Origin of the sequence: Kitasatospora sp. LaBMicrA B282, from assembly GCF_050325825.1 — a bacterium.
Classification (GTDB): domain Bacteria; phylum Actinomycetota; class Actinomycetes; order Streptomycetales; family Streptomycetaceae; genus Kitasatospora.
This window is the reverse complement of record NZ_JBNQTI010000044.1, coordinates 24,797-41,099: the sequence shown is the minus strand read 5'-3', so window position 1 is coordinate 41,099 and position 16,303 is coordinate 24,797. Positions and strand designations below refer to the sequence as shown.

20 protein-coding genes are annotated in these 16,303 nt (G+C 73.4%); 7 read left to right on the top strand and 13 right to left on the bottom strand.

Going from position 1 to position 16,303, the window contains the following annotated elements:
* Window positions 1–11: 11 nt before the first annotated feature.
* Window positions 12–1,220, bottom strand: coding sequence for a zinc-dependent metalloprotease (locus ACQRUO_RS15190; protein ID WP_428316431.1), 1,209 nt, complete (start codon window positions 1,218–1,220; stop codon window positions 12–14).
* Between the two features lie 109 nt (window positions 1,221–1,329).
* Window positions 1,330–2,676 (bottom strand): D-alanyl-D-alanine carboxypeptidase/D-alanyl-D-alanine endopeptidase, encoded by a 1,347-nt coding sequence (gene dacB, locus ACQRUO_RS15185; protein ID WP_428316418.1) that lies wholly within the window; start codon window positions 2,674–2,676, stop codon window positions 1,330–1,332.
* Window positions 2,677–2,829: 153 nt separating this feature from the next.
* On the opposite strand from dacB, the gene ACQRUO_RS15180 reads away from it, so the two are divergent.
* Window positions 2,830–3,324 (top strand): inorganic diphosphatase, encoded by a 495-nt coding sequence (locus tag ACQRUO_RS15180; RefSeq protein ID WP_035846397.1) that lies wholly within the window; start codon window positions 2,830–2,832, stop codon window positions 3,322–3,324.
* Between the two features lie 102 nt (window positions 3,325–3,426).
* On the opposite strand, the gene ACQRUO_RS15175 is transcribed toward ACQRUO_RS15180, so the two are convergent.
* Window positions 3,427–4,410 carry an asparaginase gene (locus tag ACQRUO_RS15175; RefSeq protein ID WP_428316417.1) on the bottom strand — a complete coding sequence of 328 codons (984 nt, stop codon included), beginning with the start codon at window positions 4,408–4,410 and terminating at the stop codon, window positions 3,427–3,429.
* Window positions 4,411–4,470: 60 nt separating this feature from the next.
* On the bottom strand, window positions 4,471–5,133 hold the full coding sequence (locus tag ACQRUO_RS15170) for an ABC transporter substrate-binding protein (RefSeq protein ID WP_428316416.1): 663 nt from the start codon (window positions 5,131–5,133) through the stop codon (window positions 4,471–4,473).
* A 313-nt stretch (window positions 5,134–5,446) separates the two neighbouring features.
* Between ACQRUO_RS15170 and dtd the strand changes: the two genes are divergently transcribed.
* Entirely contained in the window at window positions 5,447–5,881 is a 435-nt protein-coding gene (gene dtd / locus ACQRUO_RS15165; protein WP_428316415.1) for a D-aminoacyl-tRNA deacylase, read from the top strand.
* Between the two features lie 45 nt (window positions 5,882–5,926).
* Here dtd and ACQRUO_RS15160 read toward each other — a convergent pair whose 3' ends face one another.
* From ACQRUO_RS15160 to ACQRUO_RS15150, 3 genes are all read right to left on the bottom strand, one after another.
* On the bottom strand, window positions 5,927–6,889 hold the full coding sequence (locus tag ACQRUO_RS15160; RefSeq protein WP_428316414.1) for a YgfZ/GcvT domain-containing protein: 963 nt from the start codon (window positions 6,887–6,889) through the stop codon (window positions 5,927–5,929).
* A 10-nt stretch (window positions 6,890–6,899) separates the two neighbouring features.
* A complete protein-coding gene (locus ACQRUO_RS15155) occupies window positions 6,900–7,352 on the bottom strand; it encodes a Fur family transcriptional regulator (protein WP_428316413.1) in 453 nt (150 codons plus the stop codon).
* A 70-nt stretch (window positions 7,353–7,422) separates the two neighbouring features.
* Window positions 7,423–8,007: an FABP family protein gene (locus tag ACQRUO_RS15150; RefSeq protein ID WP_428316412.1), complete on the bottom strand. Its 585-nt coding sequence runs from the start codon at window positions 8,005–8,007 to the stop codon at window positions 7,423–7,425.
* Between the two features lie 296 nt (window positions 8,008–8,303).
* On the opposite strand from ACQRUO_RS15150, the gene ACQRUO_RS15145 reads away from it, so the two are divergent.
* Window positions 8,304–8,666, top strand: a complete 363-nt coding sequence (locus ACQRUO_RS15145; protein ID WP_428316411.1) for a DsrE family protein — start codon at window positions 8,304–8,306, stop codon at window positions 8,664–8,666.
* Window positions 8,667–8,713: 47 nt separating this feature from the next.
* Here the strand turns inward: ACQRUO_RS15145 and ACQRUO_RS15140 are convergent, their stop codons facing one another.
* From ACQRUO_RS15140 to ACQRUO_RS15115, 6 genes are all read right to left on the bottom strand, one after another.
* Window positions 8,714–9,025 (bottom strand): DUF3099 domain-containing protein, encoded by a 312-nt coding sequence (locus ACQRUO_RS15140; protein WP_428316410.1) that lies wholly within the window; start codon window positions 9,023–9,025, stop codon window positions 8,714–8,716.
* Between the two features lie 83 nt (window positions 9,026–9,108).
* Window positions 9,109–9,399 carry a DUF1416 domain-containing protein gene (locus ACQRUO_RS15135; protein ID WP_266294945.1) on the bottom strand — a complete coding sequence of 97 codons (291 nt, stop codon included), beginning with the start codon at window positions 9,397–9,399 and terminating at the stop codon, window positions 9,109–9,111.
* A gap of 42 nt (window positions 9,400–9,441) precedes the next feature.
* Window positions 9,442–10,281, bottom strand: a complete 840-nt coding sequence (locus ACQRUO_RS15130; protein WP_428316409.1) for a sulfurtransferase — start codon at window positions 10,279–10,281, stop codon at window positions 9,442–9,444.
* Between the two features lie 241 nt (window positions 10,282–10,522).
* A complete protein-coding gene (locus tag ACQRUO_RS15125; protein ID WP_369405619.1) occupies window positions 10,523–10,603 on the bottom strand; it encodes an Ms5788A family Cys-rich leader peptide in 81 nt (26 codons plus the stop codon).
* Between the two features lie 140 nt (window positions 10,604–10,743).
* Window positions 10,744–11,436 carry an LmeA family phospholipid-binding protein gene (locus ACQRUO_RS15120; protein WP_428316408.1) on the bottom strand — a complete coding sequence of 231 codons (693 nt, stop codon included), beginning with the start codon at window positions 11,434–11,436 and terminating at the stop codon, window positions 10,744–10,746.
* Between the two features lie 126 nt (window positions 11,437–11,562).
* Complete coding sequence (locus ACQRUO_RS15115; protein WP_428316407.1) at window positions 11,563–11,856, bottom strand: MoaD/ThiS family protein; 294 nt, start codon at window positions 11,854–11,856, stop codon at window positions 11,563–11,565.
* Between the two features lie 344 nt (window positions 11,857–12,200).
* Here ACQRUO_RS15115 and ACQRUO_RS15110 point away from each other — a divergent pair, with 344 nt between their 5' ends.
* The 4 genes from ACQRUO_RS15110 to ACQRUO_RS15095 all read left to right on the top strand — a co-directional run bounded on the left by ACQRUO_RS15110 (window position 12,201) and on the right by ACQRUO_RS15095 (window position 16,253).
* Window positions 12,201–12,944: a response regulator transcription factor gene (locus ACQRUO_RS15110; RefSeq protein ID WP_428316406.1), complete on the top strand. Its 744-nt coding sequence runs from the start codon at window positions 12,201–12,203 to the stop codon at window positions 12,942–12,944.
* Between the two features lie 43 nt (window positions 12,945–12,987).
* Window positions 12,988–14,052 carry a LacI family DNA-binding transcriptional regulator gene (locus ACQRUO_RS15105; RefSeq protein WP_428316405.1) on the top strand — a complete coding sequence of 355 codons (1,065 nt, stop codon included), beginning with the start codon at window positions 12,988–12,990 and terminating at the stop codon, window positions 14,050–14,052.
* An 89-nt stretch (window positions 14,053–14,141) separates the two neighbouring features.
* Complete coding sequence (locus tag ACQRUO_RS15100) at window positions 14,142–15,380, top strand: trypsin-like peptidase domain-containing protein (RefSeq protein ID WP_428316404.1); 1,239 nt, start codon at window positions 14,142–14,144, stop codon at window positions 15,378–15,380.
* A gap of 102 nt (window positions 15,381–15,482) precedes the next feature.
* Window positions 15,483–16,253: a response regulator transcription factor gene (locus tag ACQRUO_RS15095; protein WP_428316403.1), complete on the top strand. Its 771-nt coding sequence runs from the start codon at window positions 15,483–15,485 to the stop codon at window positions 16,251–16,253.
* Window positions 16,254–16,303 lie beyond the last annotated feature (50 nt).

The following is a 16,303-nucleotide window of genomic DNA, read 5'->3' as shown; positions in this document are numbered from 1 at the left end:
GCCCCACCCCCTCACTCGTCCGGGGGCTTCGGCTGGGACTGGCGTCCGACCCGGGCCACCCAGGCGGCCGGATCGTGGATCTCCTCCTTGGTCGGCAGGGTGTTCGGCGAGGTCCAGACCCGGTTGAAGCCCTCCATCCCGATCCGGTCCAGCACGCCCCGCACGAAGACCGCGCCGTCCTGGTACTGGCGCAGCTTGGCGTCCATCCCCAGCAGCTTGCGCAGCACCTGGTCCAGCCGGCTCGCGCCCTTGTCCCGGCGGCGCTGGAACTTCTCCCGGATCTCCGCCACGCTCGGCACCACCGCCGGGCCGACCCCGTCCATCACCACGTCCGCGTGCCCCTCCAGCAGCGACATCACGGCGGTCAGCCGGGCCAGGATCTCGCGCTGCCGCGGGGTCTGCACCAGGTCCAGCAGGGTGCCCGAACCGGCGGGCCGCTCCCCCGGCGCCAGCGCCTCGCGCAGCCGCTCCAGCAGCGCCACCGGCTCCACGTCGGTCTCCGCCAGGAAGGCCTGCACCTCGGACTGCACGTGGTCGCGCAGCCAGGGCACCGCGCTGAACTGGGTCCGGTGGGTCTCCTCGTGCAGGCAGACCCAGAGCCGGAAGTCGTGCGGGTCGACGTCCAGCTCCCGCTCCACCTGGACGATGTTCGGCGCCACCAGCAGCAGCCGCCCGGCCGGCCCCGGCGCGCCGGCGCTCGGCCGGTCGAAGAGACCGGCCGGGCTGTCCGGGGCACTGGGCAGCGAGCCCGCCCCGGCCGGCTCGGCGAAGGTCTCGTACTGGCCCAGCACCTTGCCGGAGAGCAGCGCCAGCACCGCGCCGACCTCCACCCCGGTCACCTTCTCGCCGACCGCGCCGAACACCGCGGCACCGGGCGTGCCGGCCCGGCGGGCGGCCAGCTTGCGGGTCAGCGGGCGGATCACCGTGCGGAAGCCCGCCACGTTGGCCCGCACCCAGCCGGCGCGGTCCACCACCAGCACCGGCGCGGCCCCCGCGGCCGTCAGCCGGGCCGCCTGCATCCCGGTGTACTCGCGCACCGCGTCCTCGGCGGCCAGCGCGTGCCGGCGCAGCTCGGCCACCACGGCGCAGGCCTCCTCCCGGGTGACCTGCGGACCCGGGCGGGCCAGCCGGGTCGCCGTGGCGACCGCCAGGTCCCAGTCCACCAGGTCCGCGCCGTCACCACCGTGGCCGCGTGCCGCCCCCAGGCCGTCACTGCTCATGTCAGCACCGCCGCTCGCGCTCGTCATGCCCTCACGGTACGTGCTCGGCGCCCCGCGCCCCACCCCTTCGCGGCGGGCGCCCGCACCGTTGCGCGCGCACCGACCGCGCTCAGTGGCAGCCGCAGTCGACCAGCCGCGCGGCGATCCGGTCCATCGCGGCCCGGGCGGCGTTGGCGTCCGCCGGCGTCCTGGTCATCAGGGCGAAGGCCAGCTCCCGGCCGTCGGCGTCCACCAGGGTGCCGGCCAGCGTGTTGACGCCGGTCAGGCTGCCGGTCTTGGCCCGCACCACGCCGGCGCCGTCGGCCGAGCCCTGAGCGGGCGTGTAGCGGTGCTCCAGGGTCCCGGTCAGGCCGGCGATCGGCAGCCCGGTGAGCACCGGGCGCAGCTGCGGGTGCTCGGGCGAGGCGGCCATCGCCAGCAGGTCGGCCAGCACGATCGGCGGGATGGTGTTGTGCACGTTCAGCCCGCTGCTGTCGAACAGCTGCACGCCCGCCAGCGGGACGCCGAGCCCGGCCAGGGTCTGGGTGACCGCGGCCGCCGCGCCGTCGTAGCTGACCGGCTGCTGCCGGGCCAGCGCCACCTGCCGGCCGATCGCCTCGGCCAGCGTGTTGTCCGAGGTGGTCAGCGCCCGCTCGACCAGCCGGGGCAGCACCGGTGACTGCACCCGGGCGATCTCGGCCGCGCCCGCGCCGGCCTGCTCCGGGGCCGGCGGGCCGGCCACCGCGATCCCGCGGGCCGCCAGCAGGGCGGTGAACTCGGCCACCGCCTGGCCGGTCGGGTCCTCGACCCGGACCGGCGCGTCGATGTCCTGGGTGGCGACCTCCCGGCCCTCGTCGACCATCAGCGCGGACATCGGGCCGATGTCGGTGCCGTCGTCGAACGGGTGCGCGGCCGGGCCGGTGTACATCGAGGTGTCGTAGCCCAGGTGGACGGTGCTCAGACCGGCCGCCTTGAGCGCGGTGGCCGTCCTGGTGGCCAGGTCGGGCAGCGAGGCGGGGGCGGAGTCGGCGTCCACCGGGGCGCCGCCGATCCGGACCTGGTCCACCGGCAGGCCGGTCAGCGTCGGATCGCCGCCGCCCACCAGCACGATGTCCGCCGGACCCGCACCGTGCACCACCCTGGTGGTCAGCCGGGTCTGCGGCGGCAAGAGGCTGAGCGCGGCCACCGTGGTGGCCAGCTTGGTGGTCGAGGCCGGTGTCGAGGGGGCGCTCTCGTTCTGCCCCAGCAGCAGCCTGCCGCTGCCGGGGTCGGTGACCGCGAAGGCCAGGGTGCCGAGCGACGGGTCGGCGAGCAGCGGGCCGAGCGCGGCCTGCAGCCCCGCGGTGCTCGGCAGACCCCCGTCGCCGCCGGTCACCGCGGGCACCAGCACCACCGGCGCGGTCGGCTCCGCGCCGCGGCCGGTCAGCGCCTGCGGATGCGCCGGCCCGCCGGACAGCAGCAGGGCGAACGCCGCCACCGCCGTCACCAGCCCCGCGCCCAGCCCCCGGCGCCCGGCCCGACCGGCTCCCGGGCCCGCCCCCTCGCACGTCACAGCGCCCAGCCCCTTTCCACAGCACTGCCTCCCGTAGGAGACACTTGGATTCTGTCAGTCCCTACCTTGGAGGAACCGTTGGAGTTCGACGTCACCATCGAGATCCCGAAGGGCTCCCGCAACAAGTACGAGGTGGACCACGAGAGCGGTCGCCTTCGTCTTGACCGCATGCTCTTCACCTCGACCCGCTACCCGGCCGACTACGGCTTCGTCGAGGGCACTCTCGGCGAGGACGGCGACCCGCTGGACGCCCTGGTCATCCTGGACGAGCCGACCTTCCCCGGCTGCCTGATCAAGTGCCGCGCGATCGGCATGTTCAAGATGACGGACGAGGCCGGCGGCGACGACAAGCTGCTCTGCGTCCCGGCCACCGACCCGCGCTGGGAGCACCTGCGGGACATCCACCACGTGTCGGAGTTCGACCGTCTGGAGATCCAGCACTTCTTCGAGGTCTACAAGGACCTGGAGCCCGGCAAGTCGGTCGAGGGTGCCGAGTGGGTCGGCCGCCTGGAGGCCGAGACCGAGATCACCGCTTCGATCAAGCGGCTGGCGGAGTCCGGCGACGCCCACTGAGCGTGAAGCGCACCGGGCGTGATGCTCAACCTCCGCCCTCGGTCGGCTCGCACCGACCGAGGGCGAAGGTGAGGAATCAGTCCCAGCGCGGGTGGGCGCCGCTCAGAGCGCCTGCTCGACCACCGGGCGGATCTCGCCCACCACCGCGGCGCCGCCGTACAGCGGGGCGGCCCCGATCTGCGCCAGCTTCTCGGCCGGGTGGCCCAGCCGGCGCAGCACCGCCGCCAGCACCGGGCCGAGCGCGCGGGTCGCGCCGTCGTCGATCTTGAAGGCCAGCGCCCGGCCGTCCGGCAGCGCCACCGCCTGCACCGCCTCCGCGCCCATCTTGGAGAGCGCGCCGGGGATCGCCCGCATCAGCCAGGTGTCCGGGCGGCGGGTGCCGGCCACGTACTCGGGGTGGGCCCGCATCGCGTCCGCGACCCGGCGCGGCGCGCTGCCTTCCGGGGCCAGCAGCAGCGAGCGGAAGCCGCGGGCCAGCCCGACCAGCGAGACGGCCAGCAGCGGTGCCCCGCAGCCGTCGGTGCCGGCCGCGGCTATCGACTCGCCGGTTGCCTCCTCCAGCGCCTCCTGGGCCAGCTGCTGGATCGGGTGCGCCGGGTCCAGGTAGTCCTCGGTCCGCCAGCCGTTGGCCACGCTGGCGGCCAGCCAGGCGGCGTGCTTGCCCGAGCAGTTCATCACCAGCGGGGCCCGGGTGCCGCCGGCCGCCAGGTAGGACTCCGCCTCGGTCGGGTCGAGCGGCAGGTCCGGCGGGGTCTGCAGGGCCTCGGTGTCCAGCCCGGCGCCGGCCAGGATCGCCCGCACCCCGTCGAGGTGAAACGATTCGCCGGAGTGGCTGGCGGCCGCCAGGGCCAGCTGCTCACCCTCGATCGGCAGCCCGGCGCGCAGCGTGGCGATCGCCTGGAAGGGCTTGTTGGAGGAGCGCGGGAAGACCGGCCGGGTGGGGTCGCCCAGCGCGAACTCCACCGAACCGTCGGGGGCGAGCATCACCAGCGAGCCGCGGTGGTGGCCCTCCACGAAGCCGGAGCGGACCACTTCGGCGAGGACGGGGAGCTGGACGGCGGCGGGCCGGGCAGCGGAGTCAGGCATGGGGGTGGGCCTTCCGGAGCAGGTGAGGGTGGTCGCCGGCGCCCCTCCCCCCGCCGGGTCTCAGTCGGGCAGCGGACGGCCGGCCAGCAGGTCGTCGACCCGCGCTTCCCCCTCACGGTACCGCCGGGTGATCTCCGCTCCACAGCCGTCCGCCGTCCGCTGCAGCACCTGGCGCCGCCCGGAGACCTCACGCTCGTGCGCGGTGAGCCGGTCCAGCGCCGCGAGCAGCTCGGCGGCGGCGTGCGCGGCCAGGTCGGCCAGTCGGACGTCGCCCATCAGGGCGTCCGCCTGCGCCTGGTACTCCTCGCCGCGCGGCGGGCCCAGGGTGACGTGCCGGGCCGACTGGCGGACGTTGGACGGGGCGTCCGCCAGGATCTGCGGCAGCCGGTGCAGCAGGGTGTCCGCGCCCGGCGGCGGGGCCTCCTCCGGGCAGCGCGGGCCCGGCCGCCGCTGCAGGGTGCGGCGGTCGAGCTCGGCCCGCAGGATGTCCACCCGGCCCTGCAGCAGCCGGCGCAGGTAGGAGAGGTCCGCCTCCTGGGCCAGCGCCTCGCGGCGCAGCGTGCGCAGCTCCTCCAGGCCCAGACCCACGAAGCCCGACACCTCGACGTCCGGCACCTCGAGCGCCGGTACCTCGACGACCGACACCTCGAGGGCCGACACCTCGAGCGCCGGTGCTTCGACGTCCGGCACCGCCGGGTCCGCCGGCACCTTGCTGGCCTCCATCGTGCTACCCACCTGCCCTTGCTCCGCTCCCGCCCGTTGCCGCCCCTCGCCCGCTTGCACGCCGAGCGCCCCGCGAGGGTTCCACGCCGCCGCCCCGGCCACCCACCCGGGCTAGCCGGCTGGGTACGGGTGTCCGAACGACGCGAACGGCCGTGCGCCCGAGGCGGCGCGGCCGACTCCGGGAATCGTGTCACCCCGCGGGCCCCGCCACGGTGCAGATGCACCCGAACGGCGGCCTGGCGAACGGGCCCGGCAGATATGACCTGTCGGGCGGCCGTCGGCCGGCGCCGGCCGGGGAGGCACAATGGCCGGCATGCGAGCAGTGGTGCAGCGGGTGCGCGAGGCGGCCGTGACGGTGGCCGGGGAACGGGTCGGGGCGATCACCGGGCCGGGGCTCTGCGTCCTGGTCGGGGTCACCCACCAGGACACCGCGCAGACGGCGGCCGCGCTCGCCCGCAAGCTGTGGACGCTGCGGATCTTCGACGGCGACGGGACCGAGCAGTCCTGCTCCGACCTGGCCGCCCCACTTCTGGTGATCTCCCAGTTCACCCTCTACGGCGACGCCCGCAAGGGCCGCCGCCCCACCTGGAACGCGGCCGCCCCCGGGCCGGTGGCCGAGCCGCTGGTGGCCGAGGTGGTGGAGCAGCTGCGGGCGCTGGGCGCCAAGGTGGAGACCGGCCGGTTCGGCGCCGACATGCAGGTGTCGCTGGTGAACGACGGGCCGTTCACGGTGCTGCTGGAGCTGTGAGGGCCGCCGGAGCCCCGCGGCCCGCACGGCTCCCGCCGCCCCGGTTCAGGGAGCGACCACGACCTCCTGCGCCGCCGGCACCGCACCGGCCCGCAGCTCGGCGTCGACCGGGACGTTCCGCTTCACCAGCGCGAGCGCGATCGGCCCCAGCTCGTGGTGGCGCGCCGCGGAGGTGACGAACCCCAGCGCCCGCCCCTCCGGGTCGGTGGCCAGCCGCACCTCGGTGCCGTGCCCCGGCAGCACCTCCTCGGTGCCGTCCAGGTGCAGGAAGACCAGCCGGCGCGGCGGCTTGCCCAGGTTGTGCACCCGGGCCACCGTCTCCTGGCCGCGGTAGCAGCCCTTGTTCAGGTGCACCGCGGTGCGCAGCCAGTCCACCTCGTGCGGGATGGTGCGGTGGTCGGTCTCGAAGCCGAGCCGCGGCCGGTGCGCCTCGATGCGCAGCGCCTCGTACGCCCAGCTGCCCGCCGGCGAGCCGAACTCCCGGACCTGCGCCTCCAGTTCGGCCCGCGGCAGGAACAGGTCGCGGCCGTACGGCAGTTCGCGCACCGCGGCGGCCCCGCTCGCCGCGGCCGGGTGGCCCTGGCCCAGGTGGACCACCGCGAACTCGGCGGTGGCGTCGGCGACCTCCACCCGGTACATGAACTTCATCCGCTCCAGGTACGCCAGCAGCTCCGCCTGGGTGCCGGGCTCGACGTGGGCCCAGGTGGTGGTGCCGTCGTCGACCAGGTAGAGGGCGTGCTCGACGTGCCCGTGCGGGGAGAGGACCAGCGCCTCGGTGGCCTGCTGCGGCGGCAGCTCGCTGACGTGCTGGGTGAGCAGCAGGTGCAGCCAGGCCAGCCGGTCGGGGCCGGTCACGGTGATCACACCGCGGTGCGAGAGGTCGGTGAAGGCCCGACCGGCCGCCAGCTCCCGCTGCTCGCGGAAGAGGTCGCCGTAGTGGGCCGCGACGCCCTCGTCGGCTCCCTCGGCGGGGACGGCTCCGGGCAGGGACAGCAGCGGGCTCTTCATGCCCGCCAGCTTACGACTGCGGCGGCGCGAGCTTGGCGGTGCAGTCGGCGCACCGGCCGAAGATCGCGAAGTGCTTCAGGTCGGTGTCGAAGCCGTGCTGCGCGCGCAGGGCGCTGATCAGCGGCTCGGCGATCTCGGTACCGGTCTCGTCCACCCTGCCGCAGTCCCGGCAGACCAGGTGCAGGTGGTGGTGGCGGCCGGCCAGGTGGTAGGTCGGCGCGCCGTGGCCCAGGTGGGCGTGCGAGACCAGGCCGAGCTGCTCCAGCAGCTCCAGCGTCCGGTAGACGGTGGAGATGTTGACCCCGCTGGCGGTCCGGCGGACCTGGACCAGGATCTCGTCCGGCGTGGCGTGGTCGAGCACGTCCACCGCCTCCAGCACCAGCTGGCGCTGCGGGGTCAGGCGGTAGCCACGCTCGCGCAGGTCGGCCTTCCAGTCGCTGCCGGCCGTCCCGTTCTCCGCCACGGTTGCCTCTCCTCGGCCAGGTGGCCCGGGTCCGCCGCCCGGGCGCGCTCGGCGATCAGTATCCAGCTGATCAGCGGAAGAAGGCGATCCCGTCGTCCGGCAGGTCGTTGATGTCCTTGATCAGCTGGGCCGGGCTGAGCACCTTGCGCAGCTGCGCGGACATGTAGGGGCGCAGCGGCACCTCGGGGGCGGCCTTCTCGCCGACCCAGAGCAGTTCCTCGTTCACGAAGCCGTAGAGCCGCTTGCCGCCGCTGTACGGGGCCGAGCCCTCGACCCGGGCGACCGCGTCGGTGGCCACCTCGATCTGCGGCTTGCCGTCGGCCAGCGCGCCGTACCAGATCTCCACGGTGCCGTCGTCGCGGACCATCGAGACCTCCACCTCGCGCTCACCGCTGGTGCCCTGGTGGTTGCTGGTGATCCGCCAGAAGCCGTGCTCGTTCTCCAGCGGCCGGACCTTCTCGCCCTCGTTGTTCAGCACCCAGGTGCGGGAGCGGAACTCCAGGAAGGGGCGGCCGTCGTGCCGGAAGACGACCTCCTGGCCGAAGTTGCACTTCTCCTCGCCAGGGAAGTCGAAGACGCCGGCGCCTTCCCAGGTGCCGAGCAGGAAGGCCAGCGAAACGACGTCCTTGTGGAGGTCGGAGGGAATCTCGATCATGGTCCTGGTCGCAAGTCGTGGGGCGGTTGGCTACCTCTACGGTACGGGAGAGGTCAGCGCTGGCCCTGGTAGAGCTTCATCACCGAGAAGAACGCGAACCACACGATCACGACGGTCATGACGCCGAGCAGGACGTCGAAGAAGATTTCAAGGGCATCCACGGCGGGCTCCCGGTGCGGTTGACGGCGGTCGGACGATGACGGCGCGAGTCTATCGGGCACCAGCCCGCGCGACGCGGTGAGGGGCGCCACAGAATGACGCCGGCCCGCTGGTGGCGGACCCTCTAAGCTGACGGCGTGTCGAAGAAGCTGGTCATCAAGGTCACCGCCGGAGCCGATGCCCCGGAGCGCTGCTCGCAGGCCTTCACGGTGGCGGCGGTCGCCGTCGCCAGCGGGGTCGAGGTCTCGCTCTGGCTGACCGGGGAGTCGTCCTGGTTCGCGCTGCCCGGGCGGGCGGCGGAGTTCGAGCTGCCGCACGCCGCCCCGCTGCCGGACCTGCTGGACTCGATCCTGGCGGCCGGCTCGGTCACCCTGTGCACCCAGTGCGCCGCCCGCCGCGGCATCGAGCAGGCCGACACCCTCGAGGGTGTCCGGATCGCGGGCGCCCAGGTCTTCGTCAGTGAGATCACGGTCGACGGCGTGCAGGCGCTGGTCTACTAGGTCTACCGGGTCTACAGAGGCTCCTGGGTCTACTGGATCCACTGGGGCTACTGGGGCCGGTCCGGCGGGTCGTGCCCCGGCGGTCCGCTGCCCGACGACTCCCGGTCGGGCCGGTCGCGGTCGTGGCCCGGGCGGTCCCAGTCGGGGTCGTCCCAGCGCGGGTCGTTCCACCAGTCGTCCTCGGGGTCGCGCCGGTTCGCGAAGATCGCCGCCAGCGGCGGGATCACCATGGCGACCAGGCACAGGCCGATCGCCGCACCGACCGAGAAGAACCGCACCACGCCCCAGGCGAGGACGAAGAGCCCGAGGCAGACGCCCATCGCCGCGAAGTAGTAGCCGTGCCGGCGTCGCTGCTGCACACCTCAAAAATAGAGCGAGCAGCCCCGCCGTGGCAGGGGCTGCTCGCCTTTTCGTCCGTTCCGGTCACCCGGGGCGCCGCGGGTCAGACCGCGATCGGCACCTCGGTCAGGGCGCCCTGGGAGGCGACCACCTTGCGGTCCACGGTCGCGCCCGGGACCAGCGCGCGCACGGTCCAGCTGCCGGGCGCCGCGAAGAAGCGGAACTGCCCGGTGGCCGAGGTGGGCACCTCGGCGGTGAACTCGCCGCCCGCGTCCAGCAGCCGCACGTAGCCGTTGACCGGCTCACCGTCGCGGGTCACCGAACCCTGGATGATCGTCTCGTTCGCCACGTCAACTCCTGCCAGGTCCGGCCCGCCGGCCTTCGCACCACACATGTCTCAGGTCTCCTTGCTCTCGATCGAGGTCGGTCGGGCCGCTCAGGCGCCGAGCTCGATCGGCACGCCCACCAGGCTGCCGTACTCGGTCCACGAACCGTCGTAGTTCTTGACGTTCTCCTGGCCGAGCAGCTCGTGCAGCACGAACCAGGTGAGCGCCGAGCGCTCGCCGATCCGGCAGTAGGCGATGGTGTCCTTGGACAGGTCCACGCCCTCCTGCGCGTAGAGCGCGCGCAGCTCGTCGTCGGACTTGAAGGTGCCGTCGTCGTTGGCGTTCTTCGACCACGGGATGTTGCGGGCGGTCGGCACGTGGCCGGGGCGCTGCGACTGCTCCTGCGGCAGGTGGGCCGGGGCGAGCAGGCGGCCGGAGAACTCGTCGGGCGAGCGGACGTCGACCAGGTTGCGGGCGCCGATCGCGGCCACCACGTCGTCGCGGAAGGCGCGGATCGCGGTGTTCTGCGGCTGCGCCTGGTACGCGGTGGCCGGGCGGGCGGGCACCTCGGCGCCGTCGACCAGGTCGCGGGAGTCCAGCTCCCACTTCTTGCGGCCGCCGTCGAGCAGGCGCACGTCCGAGTGGCCGTAGAGCTTGAAGTACCAGAAGGCGTAGGAGGCGAACCAGTTGTTGTTGCCGCCGTAGAGCACGACGGTGTCGTCGTTGGCGATGCCCTTGGCGCTGAGCAGCGCCTCGAAGCCGGCCTGGTCGACGAAGTCGCGGCGGACCGGGTCCTGGAGGTCCTTCTTCCAGTCGATCCGGACGGCGTTCTTGATGTGGTTCTTGTCGTACGCGGAGGTGTCCTCGTCGACCTCGACGATGACGACCTTCTCGTCGTCCAGGTGGGCCTGGACCCAGTCGGCGTCGACCAGGACGTCGCTGCGGCTCATGGTGTCTGTCTCCATCCGGGGGCGGTTGGCGGAAGGTGGGGGACCCGAGCGGGCCCCGGGCGCGACAGCTGGGCCGAGACTGCCGTCAGTTGTCCGAAAGTTTGTCCGGATACTGGGACGGAGCTGGGCAGCGGGTGCCGTCGAGCGGTGTGCGAGAAAGCCAGGACGCAGGCGGACGTGCCTGGTCAGGCCGGAGGTGCAGGCGTGGCGGCGGGTCGATTCTGCCGGACCGTGCCGCCGGTCAGCGCATGCGACACAGGCAGGCAGCCACGCGGCAGAGGTCTACCGCCCGCCGCTTCGTGAGGTCTGCCTGTCGCTTCATGGGGACGATGCTAGGGAGCCGAGCCCGCCCCTGTCACCAACGTATCGAATGGCGAGACCGATATGTTCGAATGCTGGGATTTGACCTGCTGCTTGCCGACGCCGGGCGGCGCCGGCTGCCCAGCCGGCCAGGTGCGTGACTCAGCCCGCCAGGTGCATGTTGGTGCCCTGGAAGGTCAGCGCCAGCCCGTCGGGCTCCGGGGTGACCTGCTCCAGCTGCAGGCCGACCGGCATCTGGCCCTGCAGGGTGAAGTCGCGCGGGCCGAACTTCGAGTCGATCATCTGGCTCACCCCGGGCAGCGCGGCCAGGCCGGAGAGCGCACCGGTGGTGTCCACGTGCACCGTGTTGCCCTGGGTGGTCAGCTTCACGTCGGTGCTGAGCTTGCGGCCGAACACCTCGCCGCTGACCTTCAGCAGGCCGGGCCCGCCGTAGCCGATGCTGGTCCCGGGCTGGAGCGCGAGCAGGCTCTGGACCTGCTGGTAGGAGACCTTGCCGGTGCCGGTGCCCGAGTCGATGGTGGCGGACTTGTCGTCCCCGCCGATCCGAACGCCCTTCAGATCGGCCGAGAAGTCCTGCAGTTCGACGTTCTGGGTGCCCCCGGAGAGCTGGACGCCGCCACCGGACAGGTGGACGCTGTCCACCTTGCGGCTGATCAGGTCGGTCAGGAAGGGGAAGTCGTCGATCGAGACCGAGGGCTTGCCGGTGATCCCCTGACGACCGGCCAGCTTGTCCGCCGCCTGGCCCTCGGCCACCACCACCGCGATCCGGTCGGCGCCGACCAGCAGCCCGGCCAGCACCGCGACGGCGATGGTCACCTTGATCCACGTGCGCATCGAGCTCTCTCCCCGTCCTCGCCGTCCCAGGTCGTGCCGTTCGCCGTAACGACGATCCGGCGCCGACCATGGTTCCGAACGGGCGCCCGACCACCCCATGCGGGGTGCCCCCGACGGGGTGCCGGCTCAGCCGCCGGCGAAGGGCGGCAGCACCTCGATCGTCCCGCCCTCGCTCAGCGCCACCTGGGCGTGGTCCCGCCCGCCGACCGGTTCGCTGTCCACCAGGTAGGAACAGATGCCCAGCAGGCGGACGAAGGTCGGGCGCTCGGCGTGCCGGGCGCGGACCCCGTCCAGCGCCTCGGCCAGGGTGGCGGCCCGGTACGGCTCCTCGGCGGTGCCCGCCTCGGCCTTGGCGGCGGCCCAGTAGCGGATCGTCCCGGTCACCGCGGCGGTCGGGGCGGGTTCGGTGGTCGCGGTCATGGCGGCCTCTTCTCGAAGGTGTACACAGACGTGTACCGGTCGTGCCGTGCTCCATGATGGCCCCGCCCGCCCGACCCCGGGCAACACCGCAGGCCAGGGCGGTCGCACCCCCGGCGCACGAGCGAAACGCGAGCCGCGTCACGTCCGTGATCCCTTCGCCGGGCGGGCCCCGCTGGGCTATCCTCGACCGCTAAGGGATCCGGGCAGAGTCGCCCCCGGGTCCTTTTGTGCTTCCAGGGCGCCGATCCGGACGTCCTTGCGAGTGGTAGCCCACCCGTACCGGTCGACGCGCACAACGGAGTGCCGCCCCCGGTCCGCGGAGAAGAAAAGAGGACGACCCGGGTATGAGTTCTCTCCTCCTGCTCACCAACGCACTGCAGCCGTCGGCGGAGGTGCTGCCGGCCCTCGGGCTGCTGCTGCACCAGGTGCGGGTGGCCCCGGCCGAGGGATCGGCACTCGTCGACACCCCGAGTGCCGACGTGATACTGGTCGACGGCCGGCGCGACCTGCCGCAGATCCGCAGCCTGTGCCAGCTGCTGCGGTCCACCGGGGTCAGCGCCCCGCTGCTGCTGGTCGTCACCGAGGGCGGCCTGGCCGCGGTCACCGCCGAGTGGGGCATCGACGACGTGCTGCTGGACACCGCCGGACCGGCCGAGGTGGAGGCCCGGCTGCGGCTGGCCATGGGCCGCCAGCAGCAGGCCACGGTGGACGACAGTCCGATGGAGATCCGCAACGGCGACCTCTCGGTCGACGAGGCGACCTACTCGGCCAAGCTCAAGGGCCGGGTGCTCGACCTCACCTTCAAGGAGTTCGAGCTGCTCAAGTACCTCGCCCAGCACCCCGGCCGGGTCTTCACCCGGGCCCAGCTGCTGCAGGAGGTCTGGGGCTACGACTACTTCGGCGGCACCCGGACGGTCGACGTGCACGTGCGACGGCTGCGGGCCAAGCTCGGCGTGGAGCACGAGCAGCTGATCGGCACCGTGCGGAACGTCGGGTACCGCTTCGTCATGCCCTCGCAGGGGGCGGGCACCGGATCGGGCGACGCCGAACAGTCGCGGCCGGCCGTGCGGTCGGCGACCGGCGAGTAGGACGCCCGGACCGGGGCTGGACAAACACGCGTAGACTCCCTGCGTGGCCAAGGTGACTCGCGACGATGTAGCCCGACTGGCTGGGACCTCGACCGCGGTCGTCAGCTATGTGATCAACGACGGGCCGCGACCGGTCGCGCCCGCGACCAAGGAGCGGGTGCTCGCCGCGATCGAGCAGCTCGGCTACCGGCCGAACAGCGTCGCGCAGGCGATGGCCTCCCGGCGGACCAACCTGATCGGCATGATCGTGCCGGACGCCCGGCAGCCGTTCTTCGCCGAGATGGCCCACGCCGTGGAACGCGCCGCCTCCGACCGCGGCAAGATCGTGCTGATGGGGAACTCGGACTACGCCGAGGACCGCGAGATGCACTACATCCAGGCCTTCCTCGGCATGCGGGTCTCCGGTCTGATCCTGGTCAGCCAGGGCGCCCCGCAGCGCGCCGCCAAGGAGTTCGCCGCGATGGAGGGCGCCAAGGTGGTGCTGCTGCACCGCCGCCCCGAGTCCATCGACGACGTCTCGGTGGTCACCGACGACGTGGGCGGCGCCGAGCTGGTGGTCCGCCACCTGCTGGAGGAGCACGGCCACCCCTACGTCGCCTGCTTCGGCGGCCCGGTGGACACCCCCGCGCCCGGCGACCCGGTCATCGACCACGTCGCGGGCTGGCAGCAGGCCATGGAGGCGCACGGCCTGCCGGTGGACCAGCACCTGATCGACGCCCCCTTCCACCGCTACGGCGCCTACGAGGTGGCCGTCGAGCTGCTGCGCTCGCCGAACCGGCCGCCGGCGATCTTCTGCTCCACCGACGACCAGGCGATCGGCGTGCTGCGGGCCGCCCGCGAGGTGGGCCTGCGGGTGCCGGAGGACCTGGCGGTGGCCGGCTTCGACGACATCCCCGAGGCGGCCCTGGCCGACCCGCCGCTGACCACGGTGGCCAGCGAGCGCGAGGCGATGGCCCGGGCGGCCGTCGAGCTGGTGCTGGACGACTCGCTGATGGTGCCCGGCTCGGAGACCGAGCGGGTGCGCAAGTTCCCCTCCCGCCTGGTGGTGCGGCGTTCCTGCGGCTGCCCGGCCGCCGCCGCGCCGGTGGACGGGGAGGGCGCAGCGTAACGGTCCTTTATGAGAAGTGAACGGGCTTCTCTGCCCGTTCTGACCGGACTCTCATCGGTTCTTCATCCGCCGGGCGGACGGTGGCGTGCATGAGCGACCAGTACCGCACCACCGCAGATGAGCCGGGGTCCACGCTCCCGCCGAAGCCGGCCGGAGCACCCACCGCTCACCAGGAGTACGCCGCGGCGCCGGCACCGGCCGCTCAGCCCGAGTACCCGCAGGCATCCGCGTACCCGCAGGCCCCCGAGCGCCACCAGGCCCCCGAGTACCACCAGGCGCCCGACTACGCGCCGGGCTACTACGCCGACTTCTCGCGTCCGGCCGGCGGTGCCGAACCCCCGTCCTACGGCCCGCCGCCCACCGCCCCCGGCCAGGCCCCGGGCACGCCCGACCCGCACGGGCCGGCCCACCGCGCCCGCACCGGCTTCCTGCGCAGCCGACTCGCCCTGGTCACCGCCGTCGCGGCGGTCGCCGCCGTGCTCGGCGGCCTGGCCGGCGGCGCGGTCGCCGACAGCCGCCACGCCGGCACCACCGGCGCGGCCGGCCGCAGCACCGGCACCGTGGTCAGCCCGGTGGCCGCCAAGTCCGACGGCGGCACCGACGTCGCCGCGATCGCCGCCGCCGTCTCCCCTGCCGTGGTGCAGCTCGACGTCTCCTCCCCCGGCGGCACCGCCACCGGCACCGGCGTGGTGCTCACCGCCGGCGGGCAGATCCTCACCAACTTCCACGTGATCTCCGGCGCGGTCGACGCCGGCGGCACGATCACCGTCACCTACCAGAACGGCAGCCGGACCACGGGCACCGTCACCGGCACCGACAAGGCGCTGGACGTCGCGGTGATCACCGCCAAGGGCGCGAGCGGCCTGCCCACCGCCGCCCTCGGCGACTCCGACCAGCTGGCCGTCGGCGACCCGGTGGTCGCCATCGGCAACCCCGACGGGCTCACCGGCACCGTCACCGCCGGCATCATCAGCGCCAGGAACCGCCAGGTCACCGTCCAGGTGGACGAGGGCACCACGCGCGGCAACGGCGGCTTCGGCTTCCCCTACTTCCCCGGCTACGGCGGCCGACCGCCCGCCGGCTCCAGCTCCTCCGACACCGCCACCTACTCGGCCCTGCAGACCGACGCCGCGCTCAACCCCGGCAACTCCGGCGGCCCGCTGCTCGACGCGGCCGGCCAGGTCATCGGCATCAACTCGGCCATGTACACGGGCACCGGCAGCACCGCCGGCAGCACCCAGAGCGGCAGTGTCGGCCTCGGCTTCGCCATCCCGATCAACTCGATCAAGCAGGTGCTGCCCAAGCTCCAGGCAGGCCAGACGCTCTAGTCGGCCACCCGGCCACCCCCGGGGTGCGGCTCCTTCGTTCAGGCAGCCGGACACCGGACAATGGCAAGACCCCTTCCGGACCCAGAAAGGGCCAGACCGCCGATGACTCCCCCCGCCGACGACCGCACCCCTGCCGAGCAGCCGGCCACCGCCCGCCTGCTCGTGGTCGACGACGAGCCCGCACTGCGGGACGCCCTGGAGAGCAGCCTCGCCTTCGAGGGATACGAGGTCACCACCGCCACCGACGGCTACGAGGCGCTGGAGGCCGTCGAACGCGACAAGCCGGACCTGGTGCTGCTCGACATCATGATGCCCCGGATGGACGGCCTGACCGCCGTGCGCCGGATGCGCTCGCGCGGCGACACCGCCCCCGTGCTGATGCTCACCGCCCGCGACGCCGTCGGCGACCGGGTCACCGGCCTGGACGTCGGCGCCGACGACTACCTGGCCAAGCCCTTCGAGCTCGACGAGCTGCTCGCCCGGATCCGCGCCCTGCTGCGCCGCAACGCGCTCGCCACCGAGGCCGCCGCCCGGGCCACCGCCCAGGAGGACGACAGCGAGGTGCTCGCCTTCGCCGACCTGCGGATGAACACCGCCACCCGCGAGGTCACCCGGGACGGACGCCCGGTCGAGCTCACCCGCACCGAGTTCATGCTGCTGGAGATGTTCCTCGCGCACCCGCGCCAGGTCCTCACCCGCGAGCAGATCCTCAAGGCGGTCTGGGGCTTCGACTTCGAGCCCTCCTCCAACTCGCTCGACGTCTACGTGATGTACCTGCGCCGCAAGACCGAGCAGGGCGGCATGCCGCGCCTGATCCAGACCGTCCGCGGCGTCGGCTACGCTCTGCGCGCGCCCGCCGGCACGGCGGCCTGAGCGGCGACCCGGGCGAACGAGTAAGCAGCGGTTGAGCGGTCTGAGGACGA

Coding starts and splice junctions, on each gene's coding strand:
- ACQRUO_RS15190 (WP_428316431.1), bottom strand. CDS start 1,220: ATGAGCAGTGACGGCCTGGGGGCGGCACGCGGCCACGGTGGTGACGGC.
- ACQRUO_RS15175 (WP_428316417.1), bottom strand. CDS start 4,410: ATGCCTGACTCCGCTGCCCGGCCCGCCGCCGTCCAGCTCCCCGTCCTC.
- ACQRUO_RS15170 (WP_428316416.1), bottom strand. CDS start 5,133: ATGGAGGCCAGCAAGGTGCCGGCGGACCCGGCGGTGCCGGACGTCGAA.
- dtd (WP_428316415.1), top strand. CDS start 5,447: ATGCGAGCAGTGGTGCAGCGGGTGCGCGAGGCGGCCGTGACGGTGGCC.
- ACQRUO_RS15160 (WP_428316414.1), bottom strand. CDS start 6,889: ATGAAGAGCCCGCTGCTGTCCCTGCCCGGAGCCGTCCCCGCCGAGGGA.
- ACQRUO_RS15150 (WP_428316412.1), bottom strand. CDS start 8,007: ATGATCGAGATTCCCTCCGACCTCCACAAGGACGTCGTTTCGCTGGCC.
- ACQRUO_RS15135 (WP_266294945.1), bottom strand. CDS start 9,399: ATGTGTGGTGCGAAGGCCGGCGGGCCGGACCTGGCAGGAGTTGACGTG.
- ACQRUO_RS15130 (WP_428316409.1), bottom strand. CDS start 10,281: ATGAGCCGCAGCGACGTCCTGGTCGACGCCGACTGGGTCCAGGCCCAC.
- ACQRUO_RS15125 (WP_369405619.1), bottom strand. CDS start 10,603: ATGAAGCGACAGGCAGACCTCACGAAGCGGCGGGCGGTAGACCTCTGC.
- ACQRUO_RS15120 (WP_428316408.1), bottom strand. CDS start 11,436: ATGCGCACGTGGATCAAGGTGACCATCGCCGTCGCGGTGCTGGCCGGG.
- ACQRUO_RS15115 (WP_428316407.1), bottom strand. CDS start 11,856: ATGACCGCGACCACCGAACCCGCCCCGACCGCCGCGGTGACCGGGACG.
- ACQRUO_RS15110 (WP_428316406.1), top strand. CDS start 12,201: ATGAGTTCTCTCCTCCTGCTCACCAACGCACTGCAGCCGTCGGCGGAG.
- ACQRUO_RS15100 (WP_428316404.1), top strand. CDS start 14,142: ATGAGCGACCAGTACCGCACCACCGCAGATGAGCCGGGGTCCACGCTC.
- ACQRUO_RS15095 (WP_428316403.1), top strand. CDS start 15,483: ATGACTCCCCCCGCCGACGACCGCACCCCTGCCGAGCAGCCGGCCACC.